This is a genomic window from Halocola ammonii, from assembly GCF_049334165.1.
In the GTDB taxonomy this organism is placed as follows: domain Bacteria; phylum Bacteroidota; class Bacteroidia; order Flavobacteriales_D; family Sanyastnellaceae; genus JBEGHD01.
Genome location: NZ_JBEGHD010000002.1, coordinates 11,100 through 32,406, shown reverse-complemented (window position 1 = coordinate 32,406; position 21,307 = coordinate 11,100). Strand labels below are relative to the sequence as shown.

General features: G+C 45.6%; 16 protein-coding genes. 10 read left to right on the top strand and 6 right to left on the bottom strand.

Annotated features, from left to right (window positions below; genetic code table 11):
- Positions 1 to 11 precede the first annotated feature (11 nt).
- On the top strand, positions 12 to 2,072 hold the full coding sequence (locus ABHV44_RS02345; RefSeq protein WP_459073036.1) for a peptidylprolyl isomerase: 2,061 nt from the start codon (positions 12 to 14) through the stop codon (positions 2,070 to 2,072).
- 68 nt (positions 2,073 to 2,140) lie between these two features.
- Here ABHV44_RS02345 and ABHV44_RS02340 read toward each other — a convergent pair whose 3' ends face one another.
- The 5 genes from ABHV44_RS02340 to ABHV44_RS02320 all read right to left on the bottom strand — a co-directional run bounded on the left by ABHV44_RS02340 (position 2,141) and on the right by ABHV44_RS02320 (position 8,646).
- Positions 2,141 to 3,364 (bottom strand): S-adenosylmethionine:tRNA ribosyltransferase-isomerase, encoded by a 1,224-nt coding sequence (locus ABHV44_RS02340; protein WP_459073035.1) that lies wholly within the window; start codon positions 3,362 to 3,364, stop codon positions 2,141 to 2,143.
- 290 nt (positions 3,365 to 3,654) lie between these two features.
- Positions 3,655 to 4,506: a FecR family protein gene (locus ABHV44_RS02335; protein ID WP_459073034.1), complete on the bottom strand. Its 852-nt coding sequence runs from the start codon at positions 4,504 to 4,506 to the stop codon at positions 3,655 to 3,657.
- 153 nt (positions 4,507 to 4,659) lie between these two features.
- On the bottom strand, positions 4,660 to 5,442 hold the full coding sequence (locus ABHV44_RS02330; RefSeq protein WP_459073033.1) for a DUF4249 family protein: 783 nt from the start codon (positions 5,440 to 5,442) through the stop codon (positions 4,660 to 4,662).
- Entirely contained in the window at positions 5,443 to 8,094 is a 2,652-nt protein-coding gene (locus tag ABHV44_RS02325; RefSeq protein WP_459073032.1) for a carboxypeptidase-like regulatory domain-containing protein, read from the bottom strand. It lies immediately after the preceding gene.
- A 21-nt stretch (positions 8,095 to 8,115) separates the two neighbouring features.
- Positions 8,116 to 8,646, bottom strand: a complete 531-nt coding sequence (locus ABHV44_RS02320; RefSeq protein ID WP_459073031.1) for an RNA polymerase sigma factor — start codon at positions 8,644 to 8,646, stop codon at positions 8,116 to 8,118.
- Positions 8,647 to 8,888: 242 nt separating this feature from the next.
- Between ABHV44_RS02320 and ABHV44_RS02315 the strand changes: the two genes are divergently transcribed.
- From ABHV44_RS02315 to ABHV44_RS02275, 9 genes are all read left to right on the top strand, one after another.
- Entirely contained in the window at positions 8,889 to 10,280 is a 1,392-nt protein-coding gene (locus ABHV44_RS02315; protein WP_459073030.1) for an alpha/beta hydrolase, read from the top strand.
- Positions 10,281 to 10,330: 50 nt separating this feature from the next.
- Positions 10,331 to 11,383: a sensor histidine kinase gene (locus ABHV44_RS02310; protein WP_459073029.1), complete on the top strand. Its 1,053-nt coding sequence runs from the start codon at positions 10,331 to 10,333 to the stop codon at positions 11,381 to 11,383.
- Positions 11,380 to 12,096, top strand: a complete 717-nt coding sequence (locus ABHV44_RS02305; protein WP_459073028.1) for a LytR/AlgR family response regulator transcription factor — start codon at positions 11,380 to 11,382, stop codon at positions 12,094 to 12,096. The genes ABHV44_RS02310 and ABHV44_RS02305 overlap by 4 nt, the downstream gene beginning before the upstream one ends.
- A gap of 304 nt (positions 12,097 to 12,400) precedes the next feature.
- Positions 12,401 to 13,369 (top strand): NAD-dependent epimerase/dehydratase family protein, encoded by a 969-nt coding sequence (locus tag ABHV44_RS02300; protein ID WP_459073027.1) that lies wholly within the window; start codon positions 12,401 to 12,403, stop codon positions 13,367 to 13,369.
- Between the two features lie 43 nt (positions 13,370 to 13,412).
- Positions 13,413 to 14,309: a toxin-antitoxin system YwqK family antitoxin gene (locus tag ABHV44_RS02295; protein ID WP_459073026.1), complete on the top strand. Its 897-nt coding sequence runs from the start codon at positions 13,413 to 13,415 to the stop codon at positions 14,307 to 14,309.
- A gap of 133 nt (positions 14,310 to 14,442) precedes the next feature.
- Positions 14,443 to 15,921 (top strand): cysteine--tRNA ligase, encoded by a 1,479-nt coding sequence (gene cysS / locus ABHV44_RS02290; RefSeq protein WP_459073025.1) that lies wholly within the window; start codon positions 14,443 to 14,445, stop codon positions 15,919 to 15,921.
- A complete protein-coding gene (locus ABHV44_RS02285; RefSeq protein WP_459073024.1) occupies positions 15,914 to 16,927 on the top strand; it encodes a M28 family peptidase in 1,014 nt (337 codons plus the stop codon). The genes cysS and ABHV44_RS02285 overlap by 8 nt, the downstream gene beginning before the upstream one ends.
- 136 nt (positions 16,928 to 17,063) lie before the next feature.
- Positions 17,064 to 18,107 carry a M42 family metallopeptidase gene (locus ABHV44_RS02280; RefSeq protein WP_459073023.1) on the top strand — a complete coding sequence of 348 codons (1,044 nt, stop codon included), beginning with the start codon at positions 17,064 to 17,066 and terminating at the stop codon, positions 18,105 to 18,107.
- Positions 18,108 to 18,195: 88 nt separating this feature from the next.
- Complete coding sequence (locus ABHV44_RS02275) at positions 18,196 to 20,286, top strand: tetratricopeptide repeat-containing sensor histidine kinase (RefSeq protein ID WP_459073022.1); 2,091 nt, start codon at positions 18,196 to 18,198, stop codon at positions 20,284 to 20,286.
- Here ABHV44_RS02275 and pheS read toward each other — a convergent pair.
- Entirely contained in the window at positions 20,283 to 21,305 is a 1,023-nt protein-coding gene (gene pheS / locus ABHV44_RS02270; RefSeq protein WP_459073021.1) for a phenylalanine--tRNA ligase subunit alpha, read from the bottom strand. The genes ABHV44_RS02275 and pheS overlap by 4 nt on opposite strands.
- Between the last annotated feature and the right edge of the window lie 2 nt (positions 21,306 to 21,307).

Below are 21,307 nucleotides of genomic sequence, written 5' to 3'. Positions count from 1 at the left end.
GCTTTCGGAAAATGGCGATGATCGATAAAATCAGGAAGAGAAGAAAACTGCTTTTCATTATGATCGGTTTGGGAATGCTCGGCTTTCTCATCCCTTATGACGCTGTGCTGGCCCTTCTTGGCCAAACACGTGCAACGCAATCTTTTGGCTCTATTGCCGGTGAAGAAGTTTCAGCGATGGAATTTCAGCGTCAATCTCAAAAAAGAGGAGACCTTTTCTCTTACCAGAGCAACAATGATGCTTTGGCAAACGACACCTGGAACGACCTTGTAGAGCGTAGATTGCTCTCAGATAACTTCGAAGACCTCGGACTTCAGGTAACAAAAGAAGAGTTTGACGACATTCGCTTCGGTGAAAATATCTCGCCTTACGTAAGCAGAACTTTTTACCAGAATCAGCCTAACCCGCAAAAAATTCAACAGCAACGCCAAATGTTTGCTCAGATGTATCAAGGTAGAAGAGCTACCTGGGAAGGCTACAAGGAATTCATCATCCAAAACAGAAAGCGCGAAAAGTTCAACGAGCTTGTGAATAAAGGCCTTTACGCCAACTCTCTGGAAGCGAAGAACAACTACGTGATGCAAAACAAAACGGTCTCTTTCGATTTTGTTTTGAAGCGATTTAACGCCATTCCAGACTCAGTAGTCACCGTTGAAGAAAGCGATGTAAGAAAATACTACAACGCTCACAAGAACGAAGACAAGTACAAGCAGGAAAACACCCGCAGTTTCGATTACATCACTTTTGAGGTAACTCCAACGGCAGAAGACAGTGCTGCTATTCGCAAAGAGCTCGCGGATATGAAAAGCGAATTTTCTGAAGCTGAAGACGATTCACTTTATGTAGTAAACAACAGCAGAGTCAACCGATTTACTCCGAGAAAATACCGTCAGGGCGACATCACAGGAGCGCAAGATTCTCTCATTATGAATGCAAGCGTGGGAACCGTTGTGGGACCATTTATCGAAAATGGCAACTACAAAATCGCAAAAGTGCTTGAAAGCGGTGAAGTAACGGAAGTAAAAGCAAGTCATATCCTTCTTAAGTCTGGCCCAGGCAAAGACATGGAAGAGCTAAGATCACGCATCGACAGCCTTGAAAAGGTTATCAAAAAAGACGACAACTTTGCCGATATGGCGAGACAGTACTCCGAAGATGGTTCGGCACAAAAAGGTGGTGATCTCGGATGGTTCGGTGAAGGACGAATGGTAGCTCCATTCCAGGAAGTGGCTTTCAATACCGAAGTTGGTAAAATGGGAATTGCCGAAACGCAGTTTGGCGTTCACCTCATCATGGTTGACGACAAGAGAACAGAAGAAGAAGTGAGCCTCGCTGAAATCTCTAGACCAATTTCTCCATCGGGGAAAACAATGAAAGAGGCTTTCAAAGAAGCCAACGAATTCTCTTTGCTGTACAACTCTCCTGAAGATTTCAGAAACGCAGCCGACACGCTCGGTTACAACTTGAGAACAGCAGAAGACATCGGACCAAAGCAAAACAACCTGCCAGGTGGTCTTTCGAACGCTGGCCCTGTTGTTTCATGGGCGTTCAACGCTGAGAAAAAAGGTGCGGTTTCAAACCCAATCGCCATTGATGACAGCTACATCCTGGCAGTTTTGACGAAGATCAAGGAAGAAGGAGTACCTCCATTCGAAAATGTGCAAGAAGAGATGAGAGCCGAAGTGATCAAGGAGAAGAAAGCAGAGCTTTATGAAGAGAAAATGGTCGAAGGAGCAAATCTTCAGGAGGTTGCCGACAACGTGAACGAAACCGTGAAAACGGCCACCAGCATCAACATGAATAGAAACAACATTCCTGGTGGTGGCAACAACGAACCGAAAGTGATCGGGATGGCATTTGCCATTGAGAAAGGCAAAATGTCTTACCCAATCGTTGGTGAAGCTGGAATTTACGTGATTGCTCCAACTAATGAGCCATCGCAGCCAGCTGAAAAGGAAACTTACGCAAGTGAAAAAGAACAGCTCAACAGAGGCCTTTCTTCAAGCGCTATGCGTGTTTTCAATGGAATGAAAGAAGCTGTTGAAATCGAAAACAGAACGTATCAGTACTAAGAGACTGATCTAATAATCTTCAGAAAAGCCGTAGTCATCCTGAACTCGTTTCAGGATCTACGGCTCTTTCATTTTCTCCATAAGAGCGAACCGTCACCGTAGCTCAAGAATCGAAATTCGTTTGAGAGAGCGAAGTCGTAGATCTTCTTCCAATCTTCTCCCACAAAGGCAGCCACAAGCAAAAGCAAAGTGCTGTTTGGTTGGTGAAAATTTGTGATGAGTCCATTGGCAAATTTGAATGAGTAGCCCGGTGCAATGAGCAGCTGAGTCTTCCCGAGAAGTACATCAACCTGATGTTTACTACAGAAATCGATTAGGATCTCCAGGCATCTTTTCACACTCAGCTCAGCATCGAGCTCGTAAGGATCCCACTGATTGACCACTAACTCTCCTGGTTTGAGATTACAGCTTTCTATTTTCGCGGCAAGCCAGTAAAGGCTCTCCAACGTTCGCAGCGAAGTCGTTCCCACGGTAACAATCGGATTGTGGACATTTTTAAGCACATTTTCCAGAAAAGTTTTACTGACCTCAAAATGCTCGTAGTGCATTTCGTGATCGGCCATTTTCTCGGCAGACACTGGCTTAAACGTGCCCGCACCAACGTGGAGTGTGAAAACCTGGCGCTGGATTCTTTTTTGGTCGAGCTGCTCAAACACCTCAGGTGTAAAATGCAAGCTAGCGGTTGGCGCAGCCACAGATCCTTCTCGATTGGCGAACACCGTTTGATATCGTTCGAGGTCTGCTTTCTCTGCTTCTCTCTTGAGGTAAGGAGGCAGCGGAAGGTTGCCAAGTTTCGAGAGAACTTCTGCAAACGAAAGATTCTCCGGTGCCCAGGAGAAATCCAGTACAAACCGACCTTCGCGGTTTTCCACTTTTTCAGCCTGCATTTCAATTTCTCCTTCGCTCGTTTCACCTTTTAGCACAAGCGGCCCTGATTTCCACTTTTTAGCTCCACCAACGAGTGCTTCCCATCTCACGCTTCCGCGCTTTTCAAATGCATTGCTCACATCGCCCTCGCTGGGGTCGGGGTTGAGGCAAAACACTTCTACCTTGCCACCGGTTTCCTTTTTGAAAATCAGTCTTGCGTTGACCACCCGCGTATCGTTGATCACGAGCTGTGTGCCTTTGGGAAGATGCTGGTGAAGGTTTGAGAAATTATCCGCTCCTGGCTCACCGTTTTTGTACACGAGCAGCTTGGCGTCATCTCTCTTCTCGAGAGGAAAAGTTGCAATCCGCTCTTCGGGCAACTCGTAGGTAAAATCTTCTATGCGCAGGTCTTTAGGAGAACTCATGGTGCAAAAGTAGTGATGTGCTTTTGACCTAACTCAGCCTACCACAAAAAAACAGTCCCGGGACGTTTCCCAGGACTGCTCTAAACCTTAACTAAAACTAACTATACTATTTATCATGTAACCCAGAACGGGTTACTTCTTTGGTAAATTACTTCCGCGACAAAATTACAACTTCACTTCATTCTTCCCAGTAAAAGCTTTCCAATCTTCGTTGTGAAAACTTCTCCTTAATAAACTCACATTCTTTCACTTTGTTGCTTGCCAATTTATCCTTAACAGATTTTAACTGACTACTTCTCTGTAATAACAACAGTTTGCGCATTCACAAAGTCATAGTCAAGAGACATGGCTTTGCAAATAATTGAAAGAATTTCTTTGCTGTTGTCGTCACTCACTCGGAATGATCCGTAGAATTGACGATCAACTTTATCATCGTATTTAATATCCAAGTTGTATTGTAGAGCAACTTCATTTAGAACTCTACCGAGAGGGGCACCATCGTATGAGTAGTGTCCGGTTCTCCAATCTTTTTGAGCTGGATTGAAATCCGTCAAATGCATTTTCACAGCATCTGAAACAGCACACTGACCAGGTTCTATGGTCTTACTTCCGGCTGAACAATCTACCTGAACTTTTCCAGTGAAGCAGGCCACTTCCAAAATATCGTTTCGATTGAACACATTGAAGCTGGTCCCCAATACACTGACATTTCCACTCTCAGTTTTCACCGTGAATTTGGAGCCATTTTGAACTTCAAAAAATGCTTCTCCAGTAATGGTCAGCTCACGGTTTTCGTTCCAGCTCGCTTTGTCGTACTCGAGTGTAGAGGATGCATTCAAAATTACCTTCGAACCGTCAGGCAGCTCTATTTCTGAATGGTCACCAGCAAGAGTTACGTGATTGACCATCTCTGCATTTGGCATTAAAACAAACCACAATAGGAGAGCAATAGATGCTGCTGCGGCAACCGGCACTGCCAGTTTTTTCCAAATCGGGATCACTTTCTTTTCATCAGCACTTTCTTGCAGGTTCACTTTTTGCTGCAGCTCTTCCCAGGCTTGCTCTTTGCTTTGAGCTCTGGGAACCTCCCAATTGCTTATGATTTCATTGAATTTGTCCACTCTAAAGTTTTTTCTCAGCACGCAGGCTGGTTTTGTTTTTCAATTCAGTTTCGAAAAGTCTTGCTCTTACACACTCGTTTGAGATAACCCCATCTTCAAATTGAAAATTTTTGAAGAAAATTATCTCGCACTCGCAAAAGGTACAAGATTTAGTCATTTGTCCCTACCTGCAAATCATTGCATAACGTAGAATTTAAGATGACTACATGACACACCTGTGAAAAAGCCATAGCCGTTTTCGATGTTGCTGGGCCCTTGCTCCAGGATATTTTGATCTCCCTGGGTATTGTAATCGTAAATTGCGGTGTACTTCTCGTTTACCGCTACCACATCGAGTTGATGCCAACCGTAGTACTCCAGCTCCGAAACTTTCATTGCGAATGAATTGTCCGTGGTGGGTTCGAAATGCAGCTCGTTGAACCCCGGATAATCTTCCTGAAAGAAAATTGGCTCGGGGTCTTCCTCTAGCGATCTTAAATGCAAAATGTAGTGGCTCGAAGGAATACTGTTCCACCACACCTTCATCACGGTAGTGTCTGGAGCATCGGGATCTATGTCATAAAATGGTTCCGAACTGGTTTGTAGTTGAAGCTCCGGTGGGGTCGTTGTAGTGGATTCCAGAATCTGATCGCGGTATTCAATTTTGAGATGATAAGTTGTGGAAGCCTCTACCAGAAGACCCTCTTTTTGGTAAGATTCAGTTTGAGAATTGTAGTTGAGCGCATATGTGCTGTCCGGTGTCGAGAGCAAAACATGAGCATCTGAGATTGGGATGGCCTCCGCAGAGAAGTCTCCATTTTCGAGGTGTTTCAGTCGGATGTCATGCACTTCCTGACCTACAGTGAGCATGGCCTCAACGGCAATCACCTTCTCCCACTGTTCGTGGATATCGGGATCCCTTTCGCAACCCAAAAGACCAATAAATAGTAGAGCTATTAGAAAAGCTTTTTTCATCATTTAAAATTCAAAATTTAGGAAGACAGAAGGCGTGATTCCCAGTGTGGGCACATCTCTTTCTCCTGCAGTAAAGCTCAATTCATTGTCGGGATCCGGCACAGCAAAGTACCTTTTGCCCTTCACATTTATTCTGTCGTACACATTATATACTGTTGCGCCCGCTTTTGCCCTTCCCTTTCCTATCTCAAAATTGTAAGCAACCGAAACATCCAGTCGGTGGAACGAAGGCAGACGGGCACTGTTCACCTCTCCAAAAACTACAAAATTGGCAATGGCATCGTTCGGAGTTCCGAGATCGTAAGTACCGAGCAGAGGTGTGTACGGCCTCCCGGTAGCAATCGTGAAAACCCCGGAGAACTCCCACTTTCGCCAGTTGTAGAAGTTCACCCATTTCAGTTCGTGAAGTTGATCGATTGAAGAGGGGATAAAGTTTTCGTCAGCCAGCTCGTTAAACCTATTTTGGGCTTTGCTCAAGGTATAGGCAATCCAACCGGTGTATCTACCGGTTTTCTTTTGAATCAGGAGATCGAGCCCAAAAACTTCCCCTTCTCCGAAAACAAAATTTTGCCCGGCATTGATACCCGAGTCTACATAGGGCAGCTCTTGCTCAGTTCCGAAAATCGTTTTGTAGTAGAGTTCTGCATCGATTGCGAACTTGCCCAGGTCCCAAGTTGCTCCAGTGATAAAATGATTGGAGAGAGAAATTGGGATTGTGTTGTTGTTTGACAGACGCCACAAGTCTGGCGTGTTCAGGTAAATATCCTGTCGCAATATCCTTTTGACAACTTGATAGTGAACCCCAAATGCGGCTTTCAAACGCACCTTTTCATGAACCTCCTGATAAAAAGCTGCTCGCGGTTCAAAAAGTAAATCATCGGTTACGTCATAGTAAGTCAGCCGCACGCCAGGTCTGAAAGTCGTCTTTTCGGAAATCTCCCATTTGTCCTGCAGATAGATGGAAGCCTGCATTCCTTCGTCCTGAATTGTATCTGTATTTAACTCTGTTCCAAAGGTGTAATCGAGGTCGTTGTAGATCAAGTTTGCTCCAAAAGACAAATCGTGATTAGGTAGAGAATACTCATTGTTCCACTGCAGCGACACATCCCTAAAGTCGTTTTCGTGGCTGTAGAAGTTGGTGTCTACTTCCGTTCCGTTTTCGCGCAGGTAAATGTCTGTGGCTGTGAGATCATTTTTATAGCTGGAGAACCCAGCAATAAATTTTGAGTAATATTTTTCATTCCATTTTCGCGACCAGGAAGCTCCCACACCAGTATTTCCCCATTCGCTCTGGTCGTTAAATCGAATCGAGAAAGTTTCTGTGAGCTCTTCTTCGTAGGCCAGCTGCAACTGGTCCAGTCCACTGTACATAGAAAGAGTTACGTGATCTTTTTCGGTGGGCTTCCAACTCAGTTTTGCAGTGAGGTCGTAAAAAGAGAAGTCAGGAGAACCTTCGGAGTTGAAAACATCCACCGACTGTTGATCGGGCGGAGTAATATTTGAGTTGTAAAGATTATTGAAAAGGGATTTGTAGGTTTCACTTTGCAGCACATCGGTGTAGGCTCTCCTTCCCGCCACCATCACCGACAGCTTCTCTTTAACCACTGGCGATTCAACCATGAAATTCGTACTGATCAAATTGAGCCCCACCTTCACCGAAGGTTTTTTGATGTTGCCGTCTCTACCTTCGATTTCGAGCACGCCCGAGCTTCGCCCACCGTATTTCACATCGTAGGCTCCTTTGTAAACCCTGATGTTTTTGATACTCATCGGATTAAAGGCACTGTAAATTCCATAAAAGTGATCCTGGTGATAAATAGTGAAACCATCGTAGAGGATAAGATTCTCGTCAGACTGCCCACCTCTAATGTTCAAACCCCCAGAATTTTCTGCTGTGCTATTCACTCCGGGAAGCAACTGAACTGCCTTGTAAATGTCAGCCTCACCCAAATTTGGAACACGGCTAATTTTTGCCGGATTTATCGACTGCGTACTGATTTCGCGGTTTATCTCCATGGCTTTTATCTGCTCGCCATAAACCTCTGCACTTGGTAGCACGTCACTTTGAGATTCCATTTCGATGTGGACCGATTTCAAGTCGGTGTTGGGAGTGACCCTGAGCAGTGAGGGCTTGTAGCCGATGTAGGTAACTCTGAGCAAAGCCGTGTCGTTGGGCAGGTTGAAAATTGTGAAGTAGCCATCCTGATTGGCAAAGCCGAGCTTGTTGGTTCCTACAACTCTAATCGAAGCGTAGGGCAGCCGCTCTCCGCTCGACACATCTGTGACTTTCCCGGTAATGGTTACATCAAATCGGCTGGGTTTCTTTCCCCCTCCGGGAGGTTGGTCTGGGTTGTAGATTACGATAGTTGATCCGATCTGCTCGTAATTTAAATCGTAAGCACCGAGCAAGACTTTTAATACTTCGCTCAGTTTTTTATTCTCGAAGTTGCCGGAAGCTTCCAGTGTTTTGAGCAAGTTGATGTCGTAGGCAAAATCGATGGTGTACTTTTCCGATAATTGATCGAGGGCCTGGTGAAGACTTGTATTTTCAAACTCAACTGAAACAAGAATGGTGTCGCTCTGAGAATGCACTCTCAAAAAGCACAGGGCCAGAAAGGCGCTTAAAACAACAATCCGCAGTTGAGTTAGTATCATGGTATAATAAGTACATTTCCCTCAAATGTTGACTCCGAGTCGATCGCGGACAACCTGCAATGCTTTGCTCATCCGTTTTTCCACGGCCTTCACACTGATACCAATTCGCTCTGCTATCTCTTTGTACTTCAGCCCTTCGATCCTGTTCATCAAAAAAACTTCTCGACTGCCTTCGGTCATTTCAGAAATCACGAGGTTTACCTTTTCCTCGTACTCTTTCATCTCTGCAATGAATTCCGGTGACTGACTTTCGACTTTTCTCGAAGTGCTGTTTTCGAACTTGTATCTCAGCTGCTGACGCTTTAAGCTGTTAATGGCGAGGTTGTTCGCAATAGTATAAAGATAGGATTTAATCGTAGTTCGATCAATTTTCGCCCGATTCTCCCACAGTTTCACAAAAGTATCCTGAGCAATGTCTTCAGCCACACCTTCATCGTAGGTTTTGAAATAAAGGAAATTTCGAATTGCATCGTAGTATTCGTCAAACACTTCGCGGTAGTCGCTGGCAGTGAGTTTCGAGAACTCACCTTTGTTGCTATTTGAAAGACTCAAGATCAATTTTTCGCTATCCCTTTATCGGTGATTTACAATTTTATGTTACCCGTAAATTCGAATCAACTGAATTTCCAAAAATAATCGGATCGCTCAAACCATCAGTCTCGTTTTTGTCACAATCCGAAATTTTCTCAACAAATCTCTTCACGCCACTCTCCATATTTTTAATCCATTAAGCACATTTACGGACATCAGGTCGAGTTTTTTGAGACATTTGACATAACTCAAACCGACAGATCATGAAAAAACTACTACTCATTTTCAGCTTGCTCATTGGTGCTATTGGCATTCAGGCCCAAAGTTTTGTAGGTAGCTGGCATGGCAAAGCCGACCTGGGCGCAGCCACTCTGAGAATTTCATTTCACATCGATTCTACAGAAACCGGCTACTCAGCTAAGATGGACAGCCCCGACCAAAGTGCCTTTGGAATTCCTGCCGACACCGCTTTTGTCGACAACAATCAAATTACGATTGAAATTGACCAAATCGGGCTTGTTTTCAAAGGTGAACGCACTGCGGAGGATGAGATGATTATTGGGACAATCAACCAGATGGGAAGAAAATTCCCTGTAGAACTTTCACCAAAACCGGTTGAGAAAGAAGAGAAAATACGCCCACAGGAACCCAAACCTCCTTTTGATTATGAAGTTCGGGAAATAACTTTCGAAAATGCCAAAGCCCAAATAAACCTGGCCGGAACGCTGACAATTCCTCAAGGCAAGGGGCCTTTTCCCGCGGTGGTTTTGATTTCTGGTAGCGGTCCACAAGACAGAAACGAGGAGATTCTTGGCCATAAGCCGTTTCTAGTGATAGCAGACCATTTTGCTCAAAATGGCATTGCCGTACTTCGTTATGACGATCGCGGCATTGCCGAATCGGAAGGTGACTTTGAAGGCGCTACTTCCAGGGAATTTGCTGATGATGCCCTGGCTGCAGTAGAATTTCTCAAGAAGACAAAAAAGATAGACCCGAAAGCTATTGGTTTGGCCGGCCACAGCGAAGGCGGGCTGGTGGCGGCCATAGCTGCAGCAAAGAGTGAAAAAGTGAATTTCGTGATCTCTTTGGCCGGAACCGGAGTGAGTGGTGGTCAGGTGCTCAGAACCCAAATCACAGCTATTGCCCTGGCAGAAGGCACTCCCGAGTCTGCTGTGGAAGCATCGCTCCAGGAGCAGGAGCAAATCATTAGTGCAATTGAAAAAGCCGAAGATTACGAGGATGCCAGAGAACGTGTCCGAACTGCTCTGGACAGTATCATCGCGCAGAGCGATCAGGAAATCCCGGATGTAGAAAGTCTGAAGAACCAGACCTTATCACAGTACGGAACGCCATGGATGCACTATTTCATCAACTACGATCCAGCTCAAAGTTGGCGTCAAATCGAAGACATTCCCGTGTTGGCAATCAATGGCACCAACGACTTGCAGGTAGAAGCTGAGACAAACCTAAACGCCATTGAAGACGCCCTTGAAGAAGCCGGCAATGAAGATATCACAACAATGAAAATCCACGGACTCAACCATCTTTTCCAAAGATCTGCCACTGGCAGAGTCAGTGAGTATGGTAAGATCGAAGAAACAATCAACGAATCCGTTTTAGAACTGATGACCAACTGGATTCACGAGCGATTCTAAAATTCAACCGCGATTCCCCATTTTTGAATCGATCAACTTTTCCTTAGCGCATGATAAAAAGCAAATACTTCTGGATTCTTCAAGCCATCGGGTGGGTCTTGTTTGCTGTTTTTGTCTTTTTCTTAAACCTTCAGTCTCTCGGCAACAACTGGGCGACCTACGTGGTGAGCATATCGGTGTTTGCCGGAGGTTTCGGCTGGACCACGCTCTACAGATATTTCATCCACAGAAAAGGTTGGCGAGAACTTCCCATGATAAAAGTTATTTTTCCGATGCTTGTGGCCAGCCTTATTGTTGCCACCATTTGGACTGCGACTTTTCTCGGGGCTTACTACATCACTTCTTTTTTAGGTGCCGAAATCAATTTCACCTGGAGCCTGGCTATTTCAAATCTGGTGAGCTCAACTTTGGTTATCGTTTTGTGGTCGGTCATCTATTTTAGTGTCAATTTATTCAATCAGTCGCAGCGCATGCGAGTTGAAAAATACAAGCTGGAAACCGCCTACAAAGACGCTCAACTGAGAGTCCTCAAATCTCAGATCAATCCGCATTTTATGTTCAATGCGTTGAACAACATTAGAGCGCTCATGCTCGAGGACGTTCATAAATCGCGCGAGATGCTCACCAGATTGTCAGAACTTTTGCGCTATTCGCTGGCCTATGGCAAAACCAAAACTGTAACCATTGGCGATGAGCTTGAAATCACCCGAAATTTCATCGCACTCAACAGCATTCAGTTCGATCAAAGACTAAAGCACACTTTCGATGTCGATCCACAGTGCATCAACTACAAGATTCCGCCTATGCTCATTCAAATGCTGGTTGAAAACAGCATTAAACACGGCATCTCACAAATTCCTGAAGGTGGGGAAATTGCAGTAAAAGTTTACACCGAACAAGATCATCTCACGATCGAAGTGTCCAACACGGGAACCCTGAAAAGAAGAAAGCTGGCAGATGGCCAAAATCAAAATATCGGACTCAAAAATATACGCGAACGCCTCACTTTGCTTTATGGAAAGAATGCTAATTTCACTTTGTACGAGAGCAATGGCGAAGTGATTGCCAATATTAAAATTCCTAAAAACCAACTCGACTTATGAAAAGCATTATCATAGAAGACTCTCGACTTGCGAGAAGCGAGCTCAAAAATCTACTCAGTGAAATTCCCGAAGTAGAGGTTGTAGCAGAAGCCGCCAACGCTGAGGAAGGCATCGAGAAAATAGCTGAATTCGAACCTGAACTTATATTTCTCGACATCAACATGCCCGGAAAAAATGGCTTTGAGATGCTCGAAGAGCTGGATGAACTACCAAAGGTAATCTTCACCACAGCCTACGATGAATACGCCATCAAAAGCTTTGAATACAACGCTCTGGATTACCTTCTCAAGCCTATCAATCCCGAAAGACTAAAAAAGGCAATTAAGAAATGCGTAGAAAATGAGCCACCGTCACAAAAGAAAGATAGTGGTGAGGAACTTGGCGAAGACAGTCGAATCTTTATAAAAGACGGAGAGAAATGCTGGATAGTGCGCGTGGGCGATGTTCGGATGTTTGAGGTTTGCGGCAACTACTCCAGAGTACATTTCGAAAAGAACAAGCCGATGATACTAAAATCGCTCAACCAACTTGAAGAAAAACTGAGCACAAAAACTTTTTTTAGAGCCAACAGACAGGAAATTATCAATCTGAATTACATAAAAAATGTAGAACCGTGGTTTAACGGAAGGCTAAAATTAGAACTCACAGAAGGAGAAGAAGTAGAGGTCTCCAGGAGGCAGGCAATCCGGCTCCGGGAGCTGCTCAGCTTGTAAACCGAGCTCATTCAGATTTTTTATTTATCACGAAATCATCACAAAATTTTAGGGTAACAACAGAAGTCGCTGTATAGAGGCCACGTACTATTCTACTTAACAAGTACATTAAACTAAAATTCGTGGTGAAAACGAAGAATTGAATAACAAAATCGTAGTTGCCACCCTAAAGCAATGATCTCCATTGGTGGTCGTTGCTTTTGTTTTTAGCCAGGTTTCCAAAACATTTCAGCATTTGAATAATTCTTACTTTTGACACCCTGATTTTAAAAACTGCGTATAAACCGAGGAAAACACATTCATCATGGCAGAAAAGTGCTTAGTTATTGGAGCAGCCGGTCAAATCGGCATTGAGTTGGTACTTAAATTGAGAAAAAAGTACGGCAACGAAAACGTGGTAGCAGCTGATATTCGCGAGCCCAAAAGTGACAGCACGCTTCTCGATGGTCCTTTTGAAGTGCTGGATGTGATGAATAAAGATGACTTCCGCAAAATCTGCGAGAAGCACAAAATCGAAACCGTCTACCAACTGGCGGCACTTCTTTCAGCCACAGCTGAGAAAAAACCACAGCTCGGTTGGGAGCTCAACATGCAAGGGCTTTTCAACGTCCTCGACCTCGCAAAAGATAAAGTGATCAAAAAGATTTTCTGGCCGAGCTCGATCGCAGTTTTTGGACCTTCTACCAGCAAAGACAACACTCCTCAACACGCCATTTGCGAACCTTCTACGGTTTATGGAATCTCCAAACTTGCCGGAGAGCGTTGGTGCGAATACTACTTCAACAAATACGGAGTTGACGTGCGAAGTTTGCGCTACCCGGGACTTATCGGTCATCGCTCAGAACCAGGCGGAGGAACCACCGACTACGCAGTCGAGATTTTCTACAAAGCTGTGGAGGAAGGAAAGTACGAGTGCTTCCTGGCCGAAGACATGAAATTGCCAATGATGTACATGGAGGATGCGATCAAAGCCACCATCGACATCACAGAGGCCCCGTCTGAATCGGTGAAAATTAGAGGTTCTTACAACTTGTCTTCAATGAGCTTCTCTCCTGCTGAACTCACTGCAGAGATCAAAAAACACCTTCCGGAATTTGAAATCAGCTACGCTCCCGATTTTAGAAATGATCTTGCCGCAAGCTGGCCAAACAGCATCAACGATGCTCGAGCCAGAGAAGACTGGAAGTGGAGCCACAGATACGATGTGCCGGAACTTGTTCACGAAATGATTTCGGCCATTCGGCTAAAAAATTCTCAAACCGAAACACTGTAAGGCTCTTTTACGTAAGTGGGTGAATAGAACAAATAGCTCGCTTATGACACTTTCTACTCAAACCCCGATTTTCTTTCTTCGCCTCATCGCCTCATTTCTATTTGTGGCAATGGCTACTGAGATATCAGCAAAAGAGCTCAACCTTGTAGACGACCAGGGTCGCAGACAAGGCTATTGGATCATCAAGGGCTACATGGTAGACTCTGATGAGTACTCCCCCAACAGCACCATAGAGGAAGGTAATTACAAGAACAACCTGAAAGACGGACTGTGGACGAGATACTACCCCAATGGTGTAGTGAAAAGTGAGATCAATTACGAAAACAACAAACCTCGTGGTGAATATTCAATCTATTACCGTAATGGTCAGATTGAAGAACACGGCTACTGGCAACGAAATAAAAACGTAGGTGAGTTTGAGCGCTTTTATAAAAATGGAAACCCTCAACAAAAGTTTTTCTTTTCTGACAACGGGCTTCGCTATGGCGAACAGCGCTACTACCACGAAAATGGTAATCTTTGGTTGGAAGTGAATGTTGTGAACGGTAAAGAAGAAGGCGAAATGAAGCGCTACTTTGCCAATGGAAAGTTGAAAGAAAGAAAGGTATTTCACAACGGTGAGGTTGATCCAGCCAGCGTGAGAACCTATGGAGGCAACGCTCCAAAACAGCCGAAAATCACTGAACCTGTTGAAGAACCTGTTGCCGAAGAAGCTGTGCCGCTTCCTGAAGACGCGAAAACAAACAAGGCGAAATCATTTAGAGCAAACGGCTACAACACAATTTACAACAGCAACGACCAAATCTCTCAGGTTGGCCAGTACAAAGATGGGCAGCTCTGGAACGGGAAATGGTACCAATACAACCAGGATGGAATTCTGATTCGTATTGAAGTTTATAAAGATGGAAAATACGTAGGTAACGGTCTGATAGAAAAATAAATATCATCTCAATTAGAATGACCGCCAAAGCCACCGAAAGCAAAACTTTCGGTGGCTTTTCGTTTTTTACACCTCTGGCAAAAACAACTACCGCTGTTCTACTCACTAAGCATTTTCTTTTTTTCTTTGTAGCATGGAAAACCAGCTCTACATCTACAACACCCTGTCCCGAAAAAAAGAATTGTTTGAGCCGCTCAACCCACCATTCGTGGGTCTTTATGTTTGCGGGCCAACCGTTTACAGCGATGTCCATCTGGGGAATGTGAGGTCGTTTATGACTTTTGACGTTGTATTCCGCTACTTGAAATTTTTGGGCTACAAGGTGCGCTACGTCCGCAATATCACTGATGTGGGCCACCTTCAAAACGATGCAGATGCGGGCGAAGATAAAATCGCTAAAAAAGCACGTCTCGAAAATCTGGAGCCAATGGAAATTGTGCAGAAGTACACCAATGGCTTCCACGATGTGATGAAGGTTTTCAATATTCAATCTCCGAGCATCGAGCCGACTGCAACCGGTCATATCATTGAGCAGATTGAGATGGTGAAGTCCATCCTCAAAAACGGCTATGCGTATGAGGCCAACGGCTCCGTTTACTTCGATGTACCAAAGTTTAATGAGGAACACGGCTACGGAACCCTTTCCGGAAGAAAGATTGAAGACCTGATTTCTAACACCAGAGAGCTGGATGGTCAGGATGAGAAGCGCAATCCACTTGACTTTGCCATTTGGAAAAAAGCTGAGCCGGAGCACATCATGCGATGGCCATCTCCCTGGGGCGAAGGCTTTCCCGGCTGGCACCTCGAATGCTCTGTGATGAGTACAAAATATCTGGGAACCAATTTCGACATTCACGGTGGCGGAATGGACCTAAAGTTTCCTCACCACGACTGCGAAATCGCTCAAAACATAGGCGCCACTGGCGAGTCTCCTGTGCGCTACTGGATGCACGGAAACATGCTTACCGTTCACGGTAAAAAGATGTCTAAGTCAGAAGGAAACGGCTTCACTCCAGAGCAACTACTCACAGGCGACCACAAACTTCTGGAGCAGGGCTACAGCCCGATGACTGTTAGGTTTTTCATGCTTCAGGGCCACTACGGCAGCACGCTGGATTTCTCGAACGAAGCACTGCAGGCGGCTGAACGCGGCTACAAGCGATTGATGAACACGCTCGACACACTGGAGAATCTGAAAGCTACAGACAAAGGCGAGTTTGAAGCCGAACCACTTCGCCAAAAAGCTTTCGAAGCAATGAACGATGACTTCAACACTCCGGTGCTGATTTCCGTGCTTTTTGAAGGTGTGAAAGCGATTAATTCTATTTGGGATGGAAAGCTCGCCATCGATGAGAAAAACCTCGACCTGCTGAAGAAAACCATGCACGAGTTTAGCTACGACATCCTCGGGTTCAGAAGTACCTCGAGCGATGGCGAAGGCCAAAAGATGAAAGGCATAGCCGATGGGATTATGCAACTGCTGATGGACATCCGCCAACAGGCGAGAAAAAACAAAGATTTTGAAACAGCCGACCAGATCAGAGACGAATTGGAGAAGCTCAACGTTGAGATCAAAGACGATAGAGAAGGCACAACCTGGAGTTATGAATAAAATTATTTTCTACACACTTTCACTGACCGTAGTGCTCGGTAGTTTTACAGCTTGTCAAAACGACCAAAGCACTGAAAGTAAGAGCAAAAAACAGGAGAAGAAAGAAGAACTCCCACCGGTGGAAACACCTGATTTCTCTTCCGACTCGGCCTACCAGTACATTGAAAAACAAGTAGCCTTTGGACCCCGGGTTCCCAACACTGAAGAGCATGCGGCTTGTGCAAAATGGCTCGAAGAAAAAATGACTGCTTTCGGTGCCGATGTAATCGTTCAGGAAGCTCAGGTCACGGCTTTCGACAACACTCGACTTCAGGCTAAAAACATTATTGCGCAATTCGACAAAGACAATCCAAATCGGATTTTGCTATTCGCACACTGGGACACGCGCCCTTTCGCAGACAAAGACGAAGAGCGAATGTCTGAGCCCATCCTCGGAGCCAACGATGGCGGAAGTGGCGTTGGCGTTTTGATGGAAGTCGGACGACAGCTTCAGCAAAAACCTACCGATTACGGTGTCGACATCATCTTTTTTGATGCTGAAGACTACGGCCCTCCAAACGGATCGCAAGTAGACGGGAAAGCAGAACACTGGTGCCTCGGAGCCCAACACTGGGGTAAAAATCCGCACGTTCAAAACTACAGCGCACAGTACGGCATCTTGCTCGACATGGTAGGTGGAAAAGACGCAGTCTTCCCGAAAGAAGGAACATCACTTTACTACGCACCTGGCCTGGTTCGCGACATCTGGCGCACTGCCGGCAGAATCGGATACGGAAGTTATTTCACCAACGACCGAACCGGCCCCACTACAGACGATCACCTTTTCGTAAACGAATATGCCAACATCCCTTCGGCCTGCATCGTGGAGTTCCATACCGATAAAAGTACTTACGGAGATTTCCACCACACCCACGAAGACAACATGGACGTGATTGGAAAAAACACCTTGAAAGCAGTTGGACAGACAGTTTTGGAGATGATCTACCAAACTCGAACCAGGCGATAACAACTGTCTTTCAAACACCTAACAGATCAAAAACACTTGTTAACGCCTTCTTGAGGATATGTTCGCTTTGGGATTTAAGGAAGATCGGTAGAAACCACTTATTTTTACTGAACGATCAACCAAATATTCTCTTACTATGCCTTTGAATATTCCGCTCCTCAAGGAGATTTGTGAAGTCGCTGGTGCACCGGGATACGAAGACCGGATTCGCGAAGTTGTTTTGCGCGAGCTCAAAGATTTACCTTACGAAGTTTCAGTCGATAACATCGGAAACATCACCGCTTTGAAAAAAGGGCGGGAATCCAAAAAAGCAATGGTGGCCGCCCATATGGATGAGATCGGCTTCATTGTGAATCACATTGACGACAACGGGTTTGTGAGATTTCACACGCTTGGTGGATTCGACCCAAAAACTCTCACCGCTCAGCGCGTAGTAGTTCACGGCAAGAAAGACCTGATGGGTGTGATGGGATCCAAGCCGATTCACATCATGTCGCCCGATGAGCGAAACAAGGCACCAAAAATCAAGGACTACTTCATCGATTTAGGCATGCCCAAAAAGGAAGTCGAAAAGATAGTGGAGGTAGGAAATCCGGTTACGCGCTACAGCGAACTTTTTGAAATGGGCGATTGCGTAAACTGCAAGTCGATCGACAACAGAGTGTCAGTTTTCATCTTGCTCGAAACACTGCGCAACTTGTCTGAAACTCCTTACGATATTTACGGAGTTTTCACGGTTCAGGAAGAGGTTGGGCTTCGCGGAGCAAAAGTCTCGAGCCTCGGCATTCAGCCAGACTTTGGATTTGGACTCGATACCACCATCGCTTTTGACACACCGGGATCGAGCGGCCACGAGCGGGTGACGACCCTCGGTGAGGGAACGGGTATAAAAATCATGGACGCCAGCACCATTTGCGACCCGCGAATGGTTAGCTTCATGAAAAAGACAGCCGACAAACACAAGATAAAATGGCAGCCGGAAATACTACCGGCTGGTGGAACAGATACAGCAGGACTTCAGCAAATGACAGCTGGAGGCAGCATTGCCGGGGCCGTTTCAATCCCAACTCGCCACATTCACTCTGTGATAGAGATGGCCAACAAAAAGGATATTGAAGCCAGCATCAAGCTGCTAACCAAGTGTCTCGAAGAACTGGACAAGCATGAATGGAAGCGTTAGCCAAATGGCATGAGCAGTTTCCCGTTGTTGATGATTTTACTTTAAACCCTAATGCGGACTTACTATTTTTTGACCTAATAAAAATTTTGTGAGAAGAAGATTCGCTAACCAAATCTCTGTTTTCTTAGCATCTGCAGTGTTGCTGATGCTAACTGGGGTTTTTGCGGATTTACATAGCCAGTCTTCTTCCGGTTTTAGCAACCCCGCTGAACTCCTGCAACAGGGCAAAACAGCCTACGAGAAAAAGAACTACGAGCAGTCCGAAGCTCTGGCAGATTCTGCCCTCAACATGGCTAGAGATCAAAACCTGAAGTCAGAACTCGTCCATTCACTGCTGCTAAGCGCAAGAATCTACAGCGAAACGGGACGGCCGGTCCGGGCCATTCACCGGCTCAACGAACTGCTAGCAGTAGAGATTGACGACAAGGCAGTGATGGCCGAAGCTGAACTCGCCCTGGGAGATATCTACCTGGAGCAAAAAAGCCCTGACCTCGCAGAAAAACACTACCTCACTGCCTACAAACATTTTAAAGACGAAGAAAATCCTTCAGGAAAAGCCAAGGTCCTCAGCAAGGTCGGAAAGATTAAATCCAAAGACAGCGACTACGACAAGGCTATCAAAAATCTCGAGAGGGCACTTGCGATTTACCGCCAGCAAAATGATGAACTCAAGATTGGCTACACGCAAGAAGAAATTGCTCTTCTCAAATTCAGATTGGGTGACTACAGAGATGCCGAAGACCATTTTCTGGCAGCCATAGAAATTTATCGCAAATACGATTTTCGCAGCTCAGAAAACTTCCTGCTCGACTACCTCATCGAGATCTACGCAGAGCAGGGCAAATACGGCCGCGCCATTCAGTTTACACAACGCGGCCTTGAGATCAACCTCCTGATGGGCGACAGCCTGCAGGTAAAAAACAAGTACGAAAAGCTTTCTCTCCTCTTCGAAAAAGGTGGCGACTACCGCGAGTCGATAAAAATGCAGGAGAAGGCCATCACCTACGCTGGAGAATCGGATTTCCGCGACCGTAGCCGATTGACCTTACGACTGGCAGAGCTTTGCTCTTTGGCCAACAGAGACACTGACGCACTCCTTCACTACCACGATGCCATGAGGCTCGCCAGAAAGTCACAGGATTACACTTTCATCCAGAAAGCTGCTAAAGCGATTAGCGACTTCTACTTTGCTCGTGACGATTACCAAACGGCCTACAAGTTTCTGAGTATCAGCGACAGTTTGCAAACAGTGAGATCTGAAGAACTTGTGGCGCAAATGCAGGCCAAAATCCAGCAAAAAAATCAGGAGCAAATCGAGTTCAAAAAAGAAGCCGCTGTGGAGATGGATGAACTCGAAGACCGCAATACCGCTCTCTACCAAAACCTCATGATCGGCAGCATCATCGTGCTTGTTTTGGTGCTCTTCTTCCTCTATCGCGAATTTATCCAAAAGAGAAAATTGAGCAAGGTGCTCGAGTGGAAGGTCTACAAGAGAACTCGTGAATTGCGAAAAGCCAACAAGGAACTCAACACCTACATTTACAAATCTTCGCACGATTTGAGAACTCCGCTTACAAGCATCAAGAGTTTGTTGAGACTGCTAAAAACGGAAGAACACAACGCCACCACAGCAAAATACCTCGGGCTGATTGATGCCTGCAGTGAGCAGATGGACGACATTTTGGTAAACCTTTCCCGCGCTGTCGATTACAAAAACATCGATGTGAAGGTTGAAAAAGTCGACTTCAAAAAGCTGCAATACGACCTGGAGTCAAAAGAAATCACTGAGCTTGACGGGGTGAAACTGATTTGGAACATCCGTGAAAACACGCCATTCTTCAGCGATCCTAAATTGCTGAAAGTGATCCTGAGAAAGACCATCACCAATGCCATCGACTATCGAAACGGCACTGAGAACGATTTCTGCAAGGTGACCATCACTACCGACCAAAACGGAGCTGTGCTGGCCATTGAAGACAACGGTGTGGGCATTTCAGAGAAAGTAAAAGAAAACGTCTTCGACATGTTTGTGAAAGGTACACACAAGTCGAAAGGTGCCGGGCTCGGACTTTACCTCGTGAAAATCGCAACGGACAAAATCCGCGGATCGATCACTCTCGAAAGCAACGAGAAAAAAGGATCGAAACTCATTTTCCAGCTACCCAACCTCAACGCTTAAAAAGCGCTCGAGAATTGCTTTAGGAAACGCACATCGTTTTCGAAGAAATGTCTCAGGTCATCGACCTGGAATCGCTGCATCGCAATTCGCTCGATTCCCATTCCGAAGGCAAAGCCAGAATACTCTTTTGAGTCGATTCCGCTCAGCTCCAAAACATTTGGATCCACCATTCCGCAGCCCATGATTTCGAGCCAGCCGGTTCCTTTGGTGATTCTGTAATCAATCTCGTTTTCCAACCCCCAGTAAACGTCCATTTCGGCACTTGGCTCGGTGAACGGAAAGTAAGAAGGACGAAGACGAATTTCCGTTTTGTCACCAAAAAATTCCTTTGCGAAATACAAGAGCGTTTGTTTCATGTCGGCAAACGACACATCCTTGTCGATGTAAAGCCCCTCAATCTGGTGGAAAATGCAGTGTGCTCTTGCAGAAATGGCCTCGTTTCTAAAAACACGGCCTGGCATTACGATTCGCAATGGCGGCTTGGTTTTTTCCATCATTCTGGCCTGTACGGAAGAAGTGTGTGTGCGCAAAAGCATGTCGGGATCCCGGTCTACGAAGAACGTATCCTGCATGTCGCGAGCCGGATGCTCCGGTGGGAAATTCAATCCGCTGAACACGTGCCAGTCATCTTCAATCTCGGGTCCTTCGGCAACGGTAAATCCGATGCGCGAAAAGATGTCCAGAATTTCGCGTCTGACTAGCGAAATCGGGTGTCGGCTGCCGAGCTCTTCCATTCCCGCAGGTCTGGTCAAATCATCCACTTTCACACCGCTGCCGGATGCCGAAGCAAAAGCAGCTTTGCGCTCCTCAACTTTGTTTTGGATTTGACTTTTCAAGGAGTTCAGCTTCTGCCCTACTTCGCGTTTCTGCTCGTTGGGCACAGACTTAAACTCAGCGTAGAGGTCTTTCACAATTCCTTTTCTGCCGAGGAATTTTATTCGAAAAGCCTCAACTTCTTCGGCCGTGGAGCCATCAAAGCTTTCGATTTCTTTTTCCAGTTGCGCGATTTTTTCCTGCATCT

Bases quoted from the DNA above. Each gene is read 5' to 3' on its own strand.
- ABHV44_RS02345 (WP_459073036.1), top strand. From the start codon at position 12: ATGGCGATGATCGATAAAATCAGGAAGAGAAGAAAACTGCTTTTCATT.
- ABHV44_RS02340 (WP_459073035.1), bottom strand. From the start codon at position 3,364: ATGAGTTCTCCTAAAGACCTGCGCATAGAAGATTTTACCTACGAGTTG.
- ABHV44_RS02330 (WP_459073033.1), bottom strand. From the start codon at position 5,442: ATGATGAAAAAAGCTTTTCTAATAGCTCTACTATTTATTGGTCTTTTG.
- ABHV44_RS02325 (WP_459073032.1), bottom strand. From the start codon at position 8,094: ATGATACTAACTCAACTGCGGATTGTTGTTTTAAGCGCCTTTCTGGCC.
- ABHV44_RS02315 (WP_459073030.1), top strand. From the start codon at position 8,889: ATGAAAAAACTACTACTCATTTTCAGCTTGCTCATTGGTGCTATTGGC.
- ABHV44_RS02310 (WP_459073029.1), top strand. From the start codon at position 10,331: ATGATAAAAAGCAAATACTTCTGGATTCTTCAAGCCATCGGGTGGGTC.
- ABHV44_RS02305 (WP_459073028.1), top strand. From the start codon at position 11,380: ATGAAAAGCATTATCATAGAAGACTCTCGACTTGCGAGAAGCGAGCTC.
- ABHV44_RS02300 (WP_459073027.1), top strand. From the start codon at position 12,401: ATGGCAGAAAAGTGCTTAGTTATTGGAGCAGCCGGTCAAATCGGCATT.
- ABHV44_RS02295 (WP_459073026.1), top strand. From the start codon at position 13,413: ATGACACTTTCTACTCAAACCCCGATTTTCTTTCTTCGCCTCATCGCC.
- cysS (WP_459073025.1), top strand. From the start codon at position 14,443: ATGGAAAACCAGCTCTACATCTACAACACCCTGTCCCGAAAAAAAGAA.
- ABHV44_RS02285 (WP_459073024.1), top strand. From the start codon at position 15,914: ATGAATAAAATTATTTTCTACACACTTTCACTGACCGTAGTGCTCGGT.
- ABHV44_RS02280 (WP_459073023.1), top strand. From the start codon at position 17,064: ATGCCTTTGAATATTCCGCTCCTCAAGGAGATTTGTGAAGTCGCTGGT.
- pheS (WP_459073021.1), bottom strand. From the start codon at position 21,305: ATGCAGGAAAAAATCGCGCAACTGGAAAAAGAAATCGAAAGCTTTGAT.